The 14,136-nt window shown below is 38.7% G+C and carries 10 protein-coding genes; 5 read left to right on the top strand and 5 right to left on the bottom strand.

What is annotated here, in order from left to right; genetic code table 11:
- The first annotated feature begins 97 nt into the window (after window positions 1–97).
- A complete protein-coding gene (locus ACPPVU_RS25000; protein ID WP_426669460.1) occupies window positions 98–631 on the top strand; it encodes an ORF6N domain-containing protein in 534 nt (177 codons plus the stop codon).
- Window positions 632–946: 315 nt separating this feature from the next.
- Here ACPPVU_RS25000 and ACPPVU_RS24995 read toward each other — a convergent pair whose 3' ends face one another.
- From ACPPVU_RS24995 to ACPPVU_RS24980, 4 genes are all read right to left on the bottom strand, one after another.
- Window positions 947–2,461 (bottom strand): Kelch repeat-containing protein, encoded by a 1,515-nt coding sequence (locus ACPPVU_RS24995; protein WP_426669459.1) that lies wholly within the window; start codon window positions 2,459–2,461, stop codon window positions 947–949.
- A gap of 601 nt (window positions 2,462–3,062) precedes the next feature.
- Entirely contained in the window at window positions 3,063–3,320 is a 258-nt protein-coding gene (locus ACPPVU_RS24990; protein WP_426669458.1) for a hypothetical protein, read from the bottom strand.
- Window positions 3,321–3,409: 89 nt separating this feature from the next.
- Window positions 3,410–3,886 (bottom strand): hypothetical protein, encoded by a 477-nt coding sequence (locus ACPPVU_RS24985; RefSeq protein WP_426669457.1) that lies wholly within the window; start codon window positions 3,884–3,886, stop codon window positions 3,410–3,412.
- Window positions 3,887–3,964: 78 nt separating this feature from the next.
- Complete coding sequence (locus ACPPVU_RS24980; protein WP_426669456.1) at window positions 3,965–4,960, bottom strand: hypothetical protein; 996 nt, start codon at window positions 4,958–4,960, stop codon at window positions 3,965–3,967.
- A gap of 152 nt (window positions 4,961–5,112) precedes the next feature.
- Between ACPPVU_RS24980 and ACPPVU_RS24975 the strand changes: the two genes are divergently transcribed.
- The 3 genes from ACPPVU_RS24975 to ACPPVU_RS24965 all read left to right on the top strand — a co-directional run bounded on the left by ACPPVU_RS24975 (window position 5,113) and on the right by ACPPVU_RS24965 (window position 9,662).
- Window positions 5,113–6,723, top strand: coding sequence for a hypothetical protein (locus tag ACPPVU_RS24975; protein ID WP_426669455.1), 1,611 nt, complete (start codon window positions 5,113–5,115; stop codon window positions 6,721–6,723).
- A 3-nt stretch (window positions 6,724–6,726) separates the two neighbouring features.
- Complete coding sequence (locus tag ACPPVU_RS24970; RefSeq protein ID WP_426669454.1) at window positions 6,727–8,472, top strand: hypothetical protein; 1,746 nt, start codon at window positions 6,727–6,729, stop codon at window positions 8,470–8,472.
- Window positions 8,473–8,591: 119 nt separating this feature from the next.
- Complete coding sequence (locus ACPPVU_RS24965) at window positions 8,592–9,662, top strand: hypothetical protein (protein WP_426669453.1); 1,071 nt, start codon at window positions 8,592–8,594, stop codon at window positions 9,660–9,662.
- 81 nt (window positions 9,663–9,743) lie between these two features.
- On the opposite strand, the gene ACPPVU_RS24960 is transcribed toward ACPPVU_RS24965, so the two are convergent.
- On the bottom strand, window positions 9,744–11,237 hold the full coding sequence (locus ACPPVU_RS24960; RefSeq protein ID WP_426669452.1) for a hypothetical protein: 1,494 nt from the start codon (window positions 11,235–11,237) through the stop codon (window positions 9,744–9,746).
- Window positions 11,238–11,590: 353 nt separating this feature from the next.
- On the opposite strand from ACPPVU_RS24960, the gene ACPPVU_RS24955 reads away from it, so the two are divergent.
- Window positions 11,591–13,720, top strand: coding sequence for an ATP-binding protein (locus ACPPVU_RS24955; RefSeq protein WP_426669451.1), 2,130 nt, complete (start codon window positions 11,591–11,593; stop codon window positions 13,718–13,720).
- Window positions 13,721–14,136 lie beyond the last annotated feature (416 nt).

Below are 14,136 nucleotides of genomic sequence, written 5' to 3'. Positions count from 1 at the left end.
CGTGTTTTTAAACAGAATTAAGATGCAGTTCAAATTATAAAATATTGGGGTTTAATCGGCATATTAAAACCACTCGAAGCTTTTAAAAATTAGTAAAATGGAAAATCAATTGATACCTGATGAAATCATCATGAATAAAATATATTATATCCGCGGACAAAAAATCATGTTGGCAAGCGATTTGGCGGAATTGTACAATATTGAAACACGTGTTTTAAATCAATCAGTGAATAGAAATTTAAAACGATTTCCACCTGATTTCATGTTTCAGCTTTCGGAAGATGAGTATTCATCTTTGACATCACAATTTGTGATGTCAAAGAATGGACGTGGAGGACGAAGGGTATTACCTTTTGTCTTTACAGAACACGGCGTTCTTATGCTTTCAAGTGTTCTTAACAGCAACAGAGCCATAGAAGTAAATATTCAGGTAATGAGGATTTTCACGAAGATCCGCCAGATGCTTTTAGACAATACGGAACTAAGGCTTGAGATCGACAAAATTAAATCCAAGCTCAACAATCAAGATAAAAATATGGAAATCGTATTCCGCTATCTGGATGAACTGATTGACAGAAAGGACGAGCCGAAAGAGCGTAAACGAATAGGTTATAAACCTGACAATTTATAGAGACTTTCAGCGACTGAGCATTAATTGCCTAAAATGGATTTAGGTTGTTTACAGGTTATCACAAATCGTGATAACCTCAAAAGTACAGCCAGTACTTAACGCTCAACTATGTGCCTAAATATTTGTTCTTCCAAAATAGGATAGTAAGATGGCGTGGAGCACACATGGCTCCCAATGCGTTCACAGACCAAGAGCTAGACATGTTATCAGGTATATTGTCAAGTGGCAGAGCGATTAATGTCACCATTTAAATCATGCAATTTCTACTCGTATCCGGCAAATATTTGTTTTCAATATAGATCTGCTTCGAACACGTCATGGCTTAAACTGGAAAAAACTCTGCGATCCCGAAAAATACCAGTTGAAATATCCCTCTCCCGTAATTATGTAGCCAATACCGTTAACGCTCGCAAAAGCAGAGTAAAGGTTGATTGGGCCAAAAATCTTTTCCTTCAGGGCCCACTTGTCCGCTACAGGATCATATTCATAAACGTATGGCAAGCTACCACTATCAGTAATAGTACCGCCACCTACGTACCCTTTGTTTTGAACAGAAAAAGCGAAGCCTTGGCTCCGGGCGACATTCTGTGGAGGCATCGATAATTGCTTCCATGTTTCGGTCCCGAAATCGAATGACCATGCATCTGCTATATATGGTTCCGAACCTCCGGTTTGCGCTGCCCCGCCAATTACATAACCCTTATTATTCAAGGTGAATCCTATGGCCTCGTCACGCGGTAACCCTGGAAAACTCGTTGTCTGCTGCCAACTATCAGCCACTGGATCATAGCGCCATACATCGTTGGTCCTGACAATAGCACCGGGTGTATCCAGACTGCCTCCTATAATATAACCATATTTGTCTGAACTAAAGCATACCGGGAACATCGTGTAGGTGCCAGGAAATGAAGCTATCGATTTCCAGTTATCTGAGGAAGTATCATAACACCAGAAATTAGTATCGTATAAGGTTCCTGTTCCCATACCTACGTAGGCTTTTGTGCCGATACTAAAGGAATTCATAATATATGACGCCACCGGGCAATTGGCCAGCTGTGTCCATTTATCTGCACCAGGGTCGTATTTCCACCAGTCAGCCAAGGCATTATTCGTTGACTGCGATTTCCCTAGTCCGAAATAAATGTTTCCATTAATGGCGACAGCGGTTGCCCCGAAACGGGCTGGGCCAGGAAAATTATTCTTAGGTGTTAAATATCTGTAAACTATATAATTGCCTTGTACCACTGTTGAAAGATCATTACCCGTTTTGATAGTCAAGTTTCCCATATCTGAGATAGATACATTATCTCCTTTTACAACTAACTGTGTGGATGTGACCGAAACTACGCTAAGGGTCGCGGTGTCCAGCAATACCCGGTTGTTTGCTAGTACAGGATTAAAATATTGCCCCGTAATGGTAATTGTGCTACCTGGTATTAAACTGGTGTTATTCACAACTGACACTGAAGGAGGTTGAAGCGCTAAATAACCGTCATTACTTTTCAGCCCATCGATAATAACGTTAAAAAGATTAGATCTATTCAGAAGCGTATTAGGCACTTTAAAAAAAACACTTGTGGTATCAATGCGTGACGGATGAAGCGTTATATTTGAACCGAAGTCTATAGTTATATCGCCAGCGTTGAGGATCGTGAGCGAATCAATGGTTAGCTTAACTTCGTCGCCCCAAGTATAGGCTGAATATAAAGGCTCTATTTTCACCCGGCTCATGACAGGCGGTTTTGGGTTTATTCCCTGTTGGGTAGTTTCCTTTTTACAGGCTGATAAAATGGTAAGCAGAACAAATAATAAGGTTAGTATCTTTTTCATCGTGTGATAAGTGGCGGGTAAATATAAAAATAATTTAGGTGGTCACAATTACTAGTTGCGTTTCAGCTTGCACCATGCCGGAAGGCCGCGAAAGTGACAGGTGCCTAATGCAAGCAAGATCATTCGAATTTCCGGAGTACATTTGAAACAAATAGCTAGCGATCCGGGCCCAAAAATGCAAAAGCCTGTAATATTACGAATTAATGTTTTGGGAAGTTTTTGCAGTTTATTTAGCAATGGACGGGACTCGAACTTATCCCTCTAACACACACTATTTCAATATTTTACAGGTTTGCAAATGTGGCAATTCCCGAATTTTCCACAAATAATTTGCTACAGTTTAATTCCTAATGACTTAGGTAAAAATAATCATTAATGCTGATTGATGCAATATATACTATGATTAATAATTTCCGAAGTGAACGCTAAAATTAGTAACTGGGTCACTTACAATATTCATATTCTGGTTTTTGACCCGGTTCATCGGGTGCTCACCAAATTGTCACTAATTCACCCAAGAATTATGCTACTATAATTAACTATGTTAAATGACTATTTGCATAAGAGTTGCAGCTGAAATTCTGGCTGCCTTTTACGATGATCAATGCGGTATTCCTACGTTCTTTGTGCCTTTTTCGTTCAAGCCAAAGATGTCTCGGTATTTTAACTCATCATATATCGGCTCTATATCATTCTTTGGTATGGATGATAGTTCCATAGCGGAAAAATATTCATTTCCTAAAGTTGTCAAAGAAAACTCTGCCGGAATGATATCGTGTCGGCTTCCTAACATGATATTAGCCTGATCGACTATACCTAAATTGACCAGATCAAAAATATCCTGTTTTAGTAATTCCAAAGGAATTGGAAAAATGGCATTTTCATACCAACTATATGGTTCTTTCATTAATAGCGAGCCATCAAACTCGGTCTTTCTGCCGAAATAGCCTATGATGCAAAGTTTCCTGTAAGTAAAACTTTCAGCGGTGCAGAGAATCTGGTTGGCAGTTTCAGCGCTAAAGCTGCTGTCAAATGCCGCTTTCTCAAATATCTTTGATATATAGTAGATTTTTTTTCCTGATATTGATCCTTGCATTTTAAAAGAATGCCTTCGAAAAGTTCTTCGGCAGTACTGCGACCGTTCGTTGCGTCAAAAAAAGAATCAGTCCTTACATGATACCCACGGTCAAGCTTTTCTTTTACATCTGTGAGTATGTAAGCAGTGGAGGCAGCTACGCGCATTTCCTGCCGGTTCGAAAGTTGCCGGTTGATAACCTCTTTAATGCCAACCACAAAGGCTGCACCAAGTGCACCACCCAAAATTGCGCCGACCGGTCCGCCTATCAAACCAATTGCCCCGCCTACCGCGCCACCGGCGATCTCGGCACCTTTTCCTATAAAATCCTTAATTTTTTCGTTTTCCATTATGTTGAATGATCGAGTTTTGTCCTATGCCAAATTAAAGATCAGGTGATCTATGAACAAGATTTCACCTATCGCGTACTATTTTTTTTGCTTATATTTTTTGAAATAGTAAGTTTCCTTAATAAACGCATTCTGGGCAAAGGACATAAAGCTTATATTTTGATGGTGGTAATCAGCTTTTTTATTTTCTACAGAATCGCAAATTTTTGTATTATCCAGGAAAAGCTTGAGCTTTTCTTCACCAATAGCTCTTGTTTCCGATATCTTCAAGCTGGTCATGGGACTGCCGATATAATCGTCTTCAATATGCCTAACAATCTCATTCAATATTTTATGCCCGTCAGGTGAATTCATGATAATCAATTCAAAAAAGGCGATATTTTCTTCTGGATGATTATCTATCAGGTAGTTGATAGCGTACTCATGGTTAGGTTTATCTCCGGTTTCCAATACCTTTTTGTAAAAAGCTTCGCAGCTCCTGGAAGGATTAGAGGTCAATACATTATGCAAGGTTAGCCTATTGATCACTTCGATCTCATATTTTTTTTCAAGAAAGTTTATAACCGTATTTTGATCTTCGACATCAAAATCAGAGTAGGATCTCAATAAAAAGAAATTAGCGAATGCTGTTATCGCCTGGGGACCTGTGTTTAGGGACCTTATCAATTCTTTAGCCTTCTTATGTTCAATTTTCGCCAGGTAATCCTCAAAATTATTTTCAACTCTTGATAGTAATTCGCCTTCAAGCGCTGCCACTTTCCTCATCGCTTTTTCTGATGGCTTAAGCACGAAAAAATAATTGACAAGCGGAAGAATAACAACAATTATGGTCAGCAAAATGGATATAACTGCAAAATAGGTGGAAATGCCTGAAAACACACTACTATTGGCATTAAGCGCGGTTGTAATAAGTTCATTTTGGCTCTCCAATAATTTATTTTTCTTACTAAGCGCGTCGATCACTGAATCGGTTGTTACGGATGATGGCCTGTGATTAGGGGATGGGTTGACTTGCTTTGAAAGGGAAATATTGTTTTGGAGTATTAAAAACAGAATGCAAATTAGTTTATACATGGATAAAGGTTTGATCGACCTAAATTAAATTAAATCGATCAATAAACAGGATATTGTGGAACAACTACATGATCATATCCTAATTATTGTACATTACGCTCTATAATTTATCGCAATAGCATTGGTCAACGACAGTGCTCCTAAACCAATTAATGATGGAACTTAATCCCAAATTCGCCGACACAACATTAACCAGTTTTTTAGAATCGTGGACACCAGAACGCGTAGCGAATATGTCTTTAGCATCCTATGCTCATTTGGATGATCATGATTCCCTTTGCTATTGGCTGGAATATGGTACAAAATACCTTGGAGCCATAGGCCGAATCTCTTTGAATAAATTTGAACTATGGCAAATCCAAAATGATAAAGAGTTTAAAGACGAACGATATAAAAAGCATGGAGGTTACGCTTGGAATAGAAATCGTGGCGATGATCTTGATACCGCATTTAAAAACGTCCGGGCAATGGCATCCGAGATCGTCAGCCTTAGTCAAGCGGGAGACTGGAAAGCAATCGAGGAAATCCCATTTCATGCTATCGGGAAATGGAAGTTGGCATTTTTATTTTCCGGCAAGCAATTACTTCCGGTGTACAGTAAGCGGGCTTTGTTGGCTATCACTGATGGGTTAGGCTTGTCATTTAATAACAATTCACCGGTTTACGCTTTACAGGAAGCGATACTTTCTTTAAAACCTGAAAAGGAAGACGTGATCGATTATTCTTACCGGTTATATGACTTGTACGCCCGTGGGCCTGTAAAACCAAATTTTTATATCATCGGTAGTAAATATAGCGATGACAACGGAGACGATACTGTCTCGGTCATGAAGGAGTTCTTAAGCAGTAAAAGCGTTGCTATGGGATGGGTTTGGGGACATAATTTTTCGGCCTTGATCGGCGAAAAAAACAATGAAGTAAACGCTTGGGTAGCTAAACATCACAAGGATGCAAAACCGGCTATGGGTAAGGTAAAAGGGTATTTTAGGTTATTTTCTCAGATGCGATCTGGCGATATTATTGCTGTCAAATCACATGGCTCATTCAACAAATTACAGATCATCGGATATGCTCAGGTTGTCGAACGCAATGGGTCGGTTTATTTTTACGATACCAATTCGCTTGGGCACCATATTCATGTGGAATTCCTAGATGCCTCATTTGTCAGAAGTTTTAATTACAACTATGCCGCTACCATCCACCAATTAACAGCAGGTAAGGATGGAAATGCATTTTATGACATTTTTAACTGGTACGCGGAAAATGATCAATCCCCGGTTGAAGAAGACCCGCTGATCGAATCGGAACCAGATATCGAAGATGATGAGGGTGATGAAGATGGCTACAACCCCAAGAAGGAAGGCAGTTTTCAAAGGGGTGCTATCGCTGGCGCAACGGTAAACCTTGTACACAATCGTATACAGAACCGATTTTTAACCTATCTGAAAAATACGTATCCAAATCATTCCTGTAGCGGCGAAAAACGGTACATCGATGCCAAAAGGATAACTGACAAGGAATATATCATTTATGAGATCAAACCTTTTGCCAGCGTTTATACCTGCATTAGAGAAGGGATTGGGCAACTGTTTGACTATATGCATCGGGAAAATACCAAAAAGAAAAAGTATATAATGATCGTCGGGCCGGGTAAACCCAGCAAAAAAGACCTTCAGTTCATCGCTGAAATGAAAAAACTGGTCAATGTTCCGTTTGGTTATCTGGCGTTTGATGAAAAAAACTTAACAGCCGTTGAATATTGATCTATGAAAATGGCTATAGTTCCGCGTTACGCGGATATTTTTGATGAACCTGTTCCCGAGCTGGAAGACTTGCTAAGAGATATCTCTTCCGAAGTTATCATTGGCCTTTTGACCATGATCCAGGCGAAATTGCATTTAGATAGCGCTGATTTTAAGGTCCAGGTGGAAATTCTTCAGTTGTTTCTTCGGAGACAGCCTTTGGCAATACAGCACCGTATCGGCTTAAAAGTAATGGAGAGCCGCAAAGACAGAGGAGCTGATGCTTATGCTATCTTTTCGGAACTTCACACCCTGGAGTTTATGCATTACTGCCTTGGCCATTACCGGAAAATACCTATGGGGGACGATACGACCCCTGATCAGGAATTCAGGTTATTTAAAGCTTATATCATCTTTATTGAAAAACGCCAGGAAATTGATGCAGGTATATTTGATGAGAACAGGCATCACGCAGTTGATTTTTTTTATAAGAATACCTGGCCATTATTAAGCAGTCAATACGAGGCAGGAAACATCATCAATCCTTTCACGGAAATGATACGGGGCATCGTACTCTTTAATTTTTTAGAATATAATTCTCCTTATGCTGAAAATATCCGTCAGTTCCTAGCAAAACGGGGCCATACCAGTTCATGGAACTATGTTTTTGCCCTTCTTAATGTCATCCAACATTCCTGGAAACAGACGGAGCGCAACAATGACAAATCATCCAGCGCCATTATTTCGGTGACCGAAGAATTCAAGCCTTTGTTTGATTCCATTTCAATGGATGCACGGAACTATACTGCAACTTACGCCGTCGATCACCGTAATTACAGCGGAATAAAGGATAAACCAATATTTCGGTATGGCGAAGACAGCTATTTTATATTGAACTGGAATTTCTTCCATAATAAGCTTTACGAAGGCCTGCTATATGATCTTTATACGCATTCCGATATAGCATCAGCTGGGGGTTTTAAAACTTTCCCAAACTTTAAACAGTACGTTTCTGAGGAGGTTACGGAAGGTATTTTATTTAAAAAGTTATTACGCGCATCATTGCAGAAAAAACATAGCGTACTGCTTTTTGATGAAAAAACAACACAGGGATTTCCTGATGCCTACTACAGAGCAGGTGGCGATGTTATCCTTTTTGAGATCAAAGATGCCTTTTTTCCCGCGAACGCGATCAATACTACCTCTTTTCAAGCAATTAAAGATGCGATAGATGCCAAATACAATCAGGCAAATAAAGGTACAGGACAATTAATAAGTCAACTTCAGCACATAATAAATACCCCTTTCGAAAAAATAAAGGGTTATAAACATTCCCGGAATTTGACTATTTACCCAGTTATGATCTATACAGACCATTTTTTTAGTATGCCGGGCGTTAATCAATATCTCCAGGAGGCTTTCGTTGAAAAGATAACAAAAGCCGGAATGATGAATAAATTCAAAAAGATCCAGCCGCTCGTATTTATAAATATCCGATTTCTGATCAATCATTTAGACCTTTTGCGTAAGAATGGTACCGGATTTATTGACCTGTTTAAATTGTATTATCACGAACAGGCACGAACGCTAAAGAAGGTCCGGCGTACAGATGATCTAAACGCCTATTTTGATTGTTACCAAACGTTTGAAATGGCAGTAAAATACAAACATGGGGACATTATGTACCGGCAAGAAGGGTATGTTAGAACTGTCGTAGATACACTTGAATTGACGCAAGGCATGTCAGCGGGTTTGGAAGAAGGTAAATAAAAGGTCCACTTCAGATTTAATCTGTTACCTAATTACCTTTACACATTGAATAACCATATGTAAAATAATCTTTTGTATCTTCAATCGTAATTAAGCTGACGGAGAAGAACTTTATAGAAATGCTTGATAGCCTTCCGGCAGAACAAAAACAGCCATTTATTGACCATTTTGTGAAATCAATATTAGGTAAAGCCGATGCACCGCTGATCTTATCGACCAGCAAAACTGTTTCCAATGATGGAAGCCTGGAAGAAAGAATCAAACAGACGGCTGCAATATATGGCATTGATCCGCAACGCATCGACAGGGAAGAGTTTTTATTGGGCGAGCAGGAGATCGCTGCTTCCAAATTTCATGTAAAAGAAATTATACAAGAACATCTTTATAAAGAAAATACGACCGGGCAACGCAGTAAAAATGATGAACTGATTAGTTTAGGTAAATTCCTGTATACCACGCAAATGAAATTTGAGATTGAGCCAACGGAAGTACCTGATTTCATTTTAACGTCGGAAAAACTATCTATCGGGGTTGAACACTCCAGGTTGGAGGAAGGTAAAGCAAAAGCATATATCGCTGAACTTTGGAAAAAATATCTCAATCCTACCCTTGCATTGATTTTAGCTGAAACGCATGATCTAACCGGTGTTGGCAACCTCACCCTTGATACAGATATAAAGTTATATGATGACAAATCACTCCGGGATTTCAATAATAAAGTTATTAAATCTAACTCCCTACAGATCATAAAAGAACTGGCTGACTTTATCATGGCAACCATAAGAGGAACCAGCCCGGTAATTCCTGTATTTGTCAAAACATTTAGTTACCAACCTTCCAACGAACTATTTTGCCTAAGATACAATCAGGATTATTTTGTCCGGAATGATTTTACGGATATGGTAGTCGCCGGTGTTCAAAAAAAGGAAAAGCGGTTAAATGCCTATCGTCAAAATACCAATATTGACGAATGTTGGTTACTGTTGGTATACGGCGATGCCAGCCTTTCATCTGGTTTTAAAGTATCGGAACAATCGCTTACAACGGCTATAAGTAGTTCCTTTGACCGAGTATTTATACTAAATGCTTTTAATCAGGCTTGTTTTGAACTTCAAAGAGATACAGCCAAGCTTGTATATGTCGCGCAAAAACAATTTAGAGAATTAAAGATAAAACCGATTGCGCTTTAATTTTACTGCTATCCTATAATCGGCGGGCCGTTTCTTGGCAGCTAATTATAACTTTCTTTGCCGTAAAAAGAATACATGCTGTTATTCAATGTCCTGATCTAACTCATAATCATAGACAGGCTTTAATTCATAGATATGCAGTATTGCCTTCCCCCCAGGTACTTTGCCCACTTGTAATTTGATCTTTTCCTTTAACTCGAAATCTTTGTCATTTTCCGTAAAATAGTCGCTGACCGTCATTTGATAGGCGCAGGACAGCGATACTTTCGCTTTTTGTTTGATTCCCTCCAATATACCCTCGATTTGAAATATATCTTTTGGGGATAGATCGGTGTGTCGATCATCTGTAGCGTACAAGGTCATATCCCTGAAATTGCTGAACCTGAAAAAGGTATCATCGTCGAGGGCGACAATTTTATCTTCGTGAAAGTGCCTTTTGCCTTGTTTTGTAAAATCTTTTGGAAAAACACTAATCCGTTTGTAACCTTCCAGGTCAATATCTTCATTGCGCAATTTGATCACCTGTCGGGACCGTGAAAAGGGTAAACCCTTAATAAAATCCACAAAAATATGAGGCCTTTCATTCCAATTGTCGCCTTTGGCATCAACAAGTATTATGTCCTTATAGCCGATCAATGCGTAAGACAAATAATAGCTGTGCCGGGCATTAGGTAAGGAGTGGAAAAAGTCAAGAACTAATTCCTTCTTTTTATATCTCTGTTGGTATTCTTCGTCATCATCAGTTGGCTGTTCCTGCAAATTAACAAAGCCGGTAAAATCATACTCTTTCTTGATGGTGTCGATATAGGCATAATACTCAAACTCCTCGAAAATAAGACCTATCGGGTGTTGTTCCACAGCAGTATAGGTTTTCCAGCGGGGGTAAGTCTCGAAATCGGGATAGGCATCCTCGTAGGGATAATCGTCATCTTTAATATCCCGGACGAGTATTGGGTGATGCGTGGTTTTGCTATTACCTAAAATAGACAGCAATTTATTTTTTACAGTTACAACAGTCCTGATCTCGGTCGCCCTCGATCGTCGTTTGGTCACCAGTGATAATCCGAAAAAGGTAAAAAGTATACGATCATTTTTGGGCAGGAAGAGCATATCCTCCAAGGCTGCTTTCCCCCAAAGATAGAATTCCATTACGCCCAGCTTTTGCAATTCCTCCCGGAAGGCATCATGCGTTTTCTTTGAAACGTTGGCGGATACAGCCAAGATGTAACCATAAGGAGGTGTCTGACCGGCAGTGATATTTTCCTGGATGATCTTTCTTACCCGGATGGGTCCCAGATCTTGCTCCCGTTTACATTGGATCATCCAAAGATTGCCATTCATTGGATGTGCATCAGCCATTTCCTCAGTATCGTCTACGGGTTCGCGTTCTGCATAATTCCGTTCATACGCCCGGATATCGAAGCCGTCATCAGCTCCGCCACGTCCGGTGGCTTCAATACTCTGCCAATCCTTAAAGTCATAAATGAGTTGCCTTATCAGGTCTTCAAAACGTTTAGGGTCAAGGTCTTCGAAATGTATTTGGCCGTAAGTCCGGGTTATTGTGGGTTTAGTCAAAGCATTACAATTAATGATACCTAAGTTAAGGTAATTATTGTTATGGTGCGCAATTTATGCTCAGCCCTGTTGTGGCGACTATTCAATGAATGTACTTGTTTCGCCAAGTATGATACTTCAAGACAGCGGTTCCAGCCACTTTACACAGCCTTCTTAAATCGCCTAAAATCTCGGGGGGCTCTTACGGGCATCAATATTATATAGCCATATATAAAATAGTACGTAATTAGATAAAATCACCAAGATCAGATAAAATCGATTCACCTCTATCTTTGATTGACTTAAATTTGTGTTATATTTAATATTCGTTTACTTTACATTTTATTGCCAATTAATTACCACAATGAACTCCAATGGCTGCTGATAAAACATATATTTCTGCTAACGATCTATCATTTGCCGGGGTTTTACAGGACGTAAAGAAATCAAGAACAGCTTTGCAACCTATTTGGGAAGCCTTTACAAACGCATTAGAAGCAATCAAAATAAAGCAAACTATTGATATCTCTCTGATCGGAAACATTCAGGTTGATATTTTTGTCACCGAAACGACAACAGATAGTTTCGAATTTTCAAAACTATCAATTAGAGACAACGGAATCGGGTTTAACGATAGTGAATTTCAAAGATTCAACACATTCAAGCTAACATCTAAAGGGTATAAAAACTTAGGATCTGGACGAATTCAATTTGTGCAATATTTCGACAATACCATTTTGGAAAGCTATTTTTTGGAGGGCGAAAAGTGTTTCTTCAGAAAATTCACTATGTCTAAAAAAAAAGGATTTCTTGATAAAAATGCATTGGTATATCATGAATCTTGTGTTGAAATTGATCGACCAGCCCAAGTCACAACCACGTTGACATTCAACACACTACTTGAAGACAGTAATATATACAACAGCCTTAATGCAGATACATTTAAGGCATCTCTTTTGGAAAGATATATATCCTACCTATGTGCCAATAGGCTGTCGTTGCCACAAATTACTATTAACTTTCATGTTCAGGGCAAACTTCAAAATACCGTGAACGTTTCCAATAATGACATCCCAAGTATTGAAAAATCTGAAATCATCACACTACCTTACAAAGAGATATCCTCTTTTGGCGATATTGTCGCGGTAGATAACAAAAGTGAATCGTTCAAACTAGATGCTTATAAGATCAGCAAGGATATATTAAAAAGCAACGAACTGAAGCTGAGTTCTAAAGGTGAAATTATTGAAGAATCGGGGATTATGCTTGAAAGTCTGTCCGAAAACGACAACATCAAAGGGAACAAATTTCTTTTCATCGTTTCAAGCGACTACATTGATTCAAGGGATACTAACATACGCGGTCAACTAAACATCCCGTCAAAAGAAAGCTTTACTAAAGCAACGGGGGATCTCTTTTCCAACCAAGAAATTTTCGTTGAAGATATCCAGGAAGAAATAAATTCCACTATTACAAAAATGTATCCGGAAATAGAGGAAGTAAAGCAAAATCACTTACTTCAATTTTCCGAACTTAAGGAAATGTTTGGTTTAGATGAGCAAATTGCCCAGAGTATTAATATTTCGATTAATGATAGCGAAGCAAAGATTCTGGAAAAGTTTTATGAAGCGGAAGCCAAAAAGGCTGCCACAATAGATGCAAGTATTAAAGAATCATTTGATAAATTAAACAAACTTGACACGACGTCTGATACCTACAATGAAGATCTTAAAAAGGAGATAAATAAACTTGTCAGGACTATTCCCCTTCAAAACAAAACTTCATTAACCCATTATGTTGCGCGCCGTAAACTCGTGCTTGACCTTTTTCAGAAAATATTAGATCGTAGTCTGGAAGTTCAGCGATCGGGCCGGAATTTTGATGAAGCCTTGATTCATAACCTGCTTTATCAACAACATTCTGGTGACTCAGAAACCAGCGACCTATGGATCATTAGCGAAGATTTCATCTATTTTAAAGGTGCCTCAGAGTCGCAATTGGATAAACTTACGATAGATGGTAAAAAGGTTTTTAAAGACAAATTCACAGAGGAAGAAGATCGTTACTTAACGTCCTTGGGAGAAAATAGAAAACTTAAGCGCCCTGATATCCTATTATTTCCCGAAGAAGGAAAATGTATAATAATCGAATTTAAAACACCTGACACAAATATCTCGGAACATTTAACCCAAATTGATAGCTATGCAAATCTTATTAGGAATTACTCAGAAGATGAATTTCAAATAATTCAATTTTATGGATATCTAATAGGCGAAAGCATTGAACCAAGGGATGTTTTAGGACGAGTAAGTAGCTATGAGCATTCTTATCAATTTGATTATTTATTTCGGCCAGCCACCAAAGTAATTGGATTTGATGGACGTACCGACGGTGCAATTTATTCGGAAGTCATTAAATATTCAACGTTACTCAAACGTGCGCAACAACGCAATAGAATATTTCTGTCCAAATTAACTCACGGAACATCGAGCTTAAATTTATAGTTGTACCATTTGAACAAGAGACAATTATATGATTGAAGTTTTTAACTGTTATTCCAAACTAACACTTGATTCAACTGATTTTACCAAGATCCTTAAAGGAATAAATGAGGCGGGGTATCAATCAGTGATTTGGCAGTCAAAAATAAAATTTTTAGAAACGGCTGGGATTAAAAATCTTAGTAAAGAAATTTTAGATTGGATTGGGTATTATAATGTAAAAGGGACCAATTCATTCATTTATCGGACCGATCTATTCGTCGAGGATAAAACCGTGATATATATAACCAACGAATCTTCCGGGTTTTCTTCACCGGATCGCCGAATCGAAATTGGGGTTATATCTGATAGCACAACCTGGGCAAACGACATATTAATCCGATATGTCAAACAGTTTGAAGCCTCCTTAAAAGCAACGT

Source organism: Mucilaginibacter sp. McL0603 (assembly GCF_049992945.1).
In the GTDB taxonomy this organism is placed as follows: Bacteria; Bacteroidota; Bacteroidia; order Sphingobacteriales; family Sphingobacteriaceae; genus Mucilaginibacter.
The sequence above is the reverse complement of the archived record's forward strand: the minus strand, read 5'-3'. Positions and strand labels throughout refer to the sequence as shown.

Bases quoted from the DNA above. Each gene is read 5' to 3' on its own strand.
- ACPPVU_RS24970 (WP_426669454.1), top strand. From the start codon at position 6,727: ATGAAAATGGCTATAGTTCCGCGTTACGCGGATATTTTTGATGAACCT.
- ACPPVU_RS24955 (WP_426669451.1), top strand. From the start codon at position 11,591: ATGGCTGCTGATAAAACATATATTTCTGCTAACGATCTATCATTTGCC.
- ACPPVU_RS24985 (WP_426669457.1), bottom strand. From the start codon at position 3,886: ATGGAAAACGAAAAAATTAAGGATTTTATAGGAAAAGGTGCCGAGATC.
- ACPPVU_RS24975 (WP_426669455.1), top strand. From the start codon at position 5,113: ATGATGGAACTTAATCCCAAATTCGCCGACACAACATTAACCAGTTTT.
- ACPPVU_RS24980 (WP_426669456.1), bottom strand. From the start codon at position 4,960: ATGTATAAACTAATTTGCATTCTGTTTTTAATACTCCAAAACAATATT.
- ACPPVU_RS24965 (WP_426669453.1), top strand. From the start codon at position 8,592: ATGCTTGATAGCCTTCCGGCAGAACAAAAACAGCCATTTATTGACCAT.
- ACPPVU_RS25000 (WP_426669460.1), top strand. From the start codon at position 98: ATGGAAAATCAATTGATACCTGATGAAATCATCATGAATAAAATATAT.
- ACPPVU_RS24995 (WP_426669459.1), bottom strand. From the start codon at position 2,461: ATGAAAAAGATACTAACCTTATTATTTGTTCTGCTTACCATTTTATCA.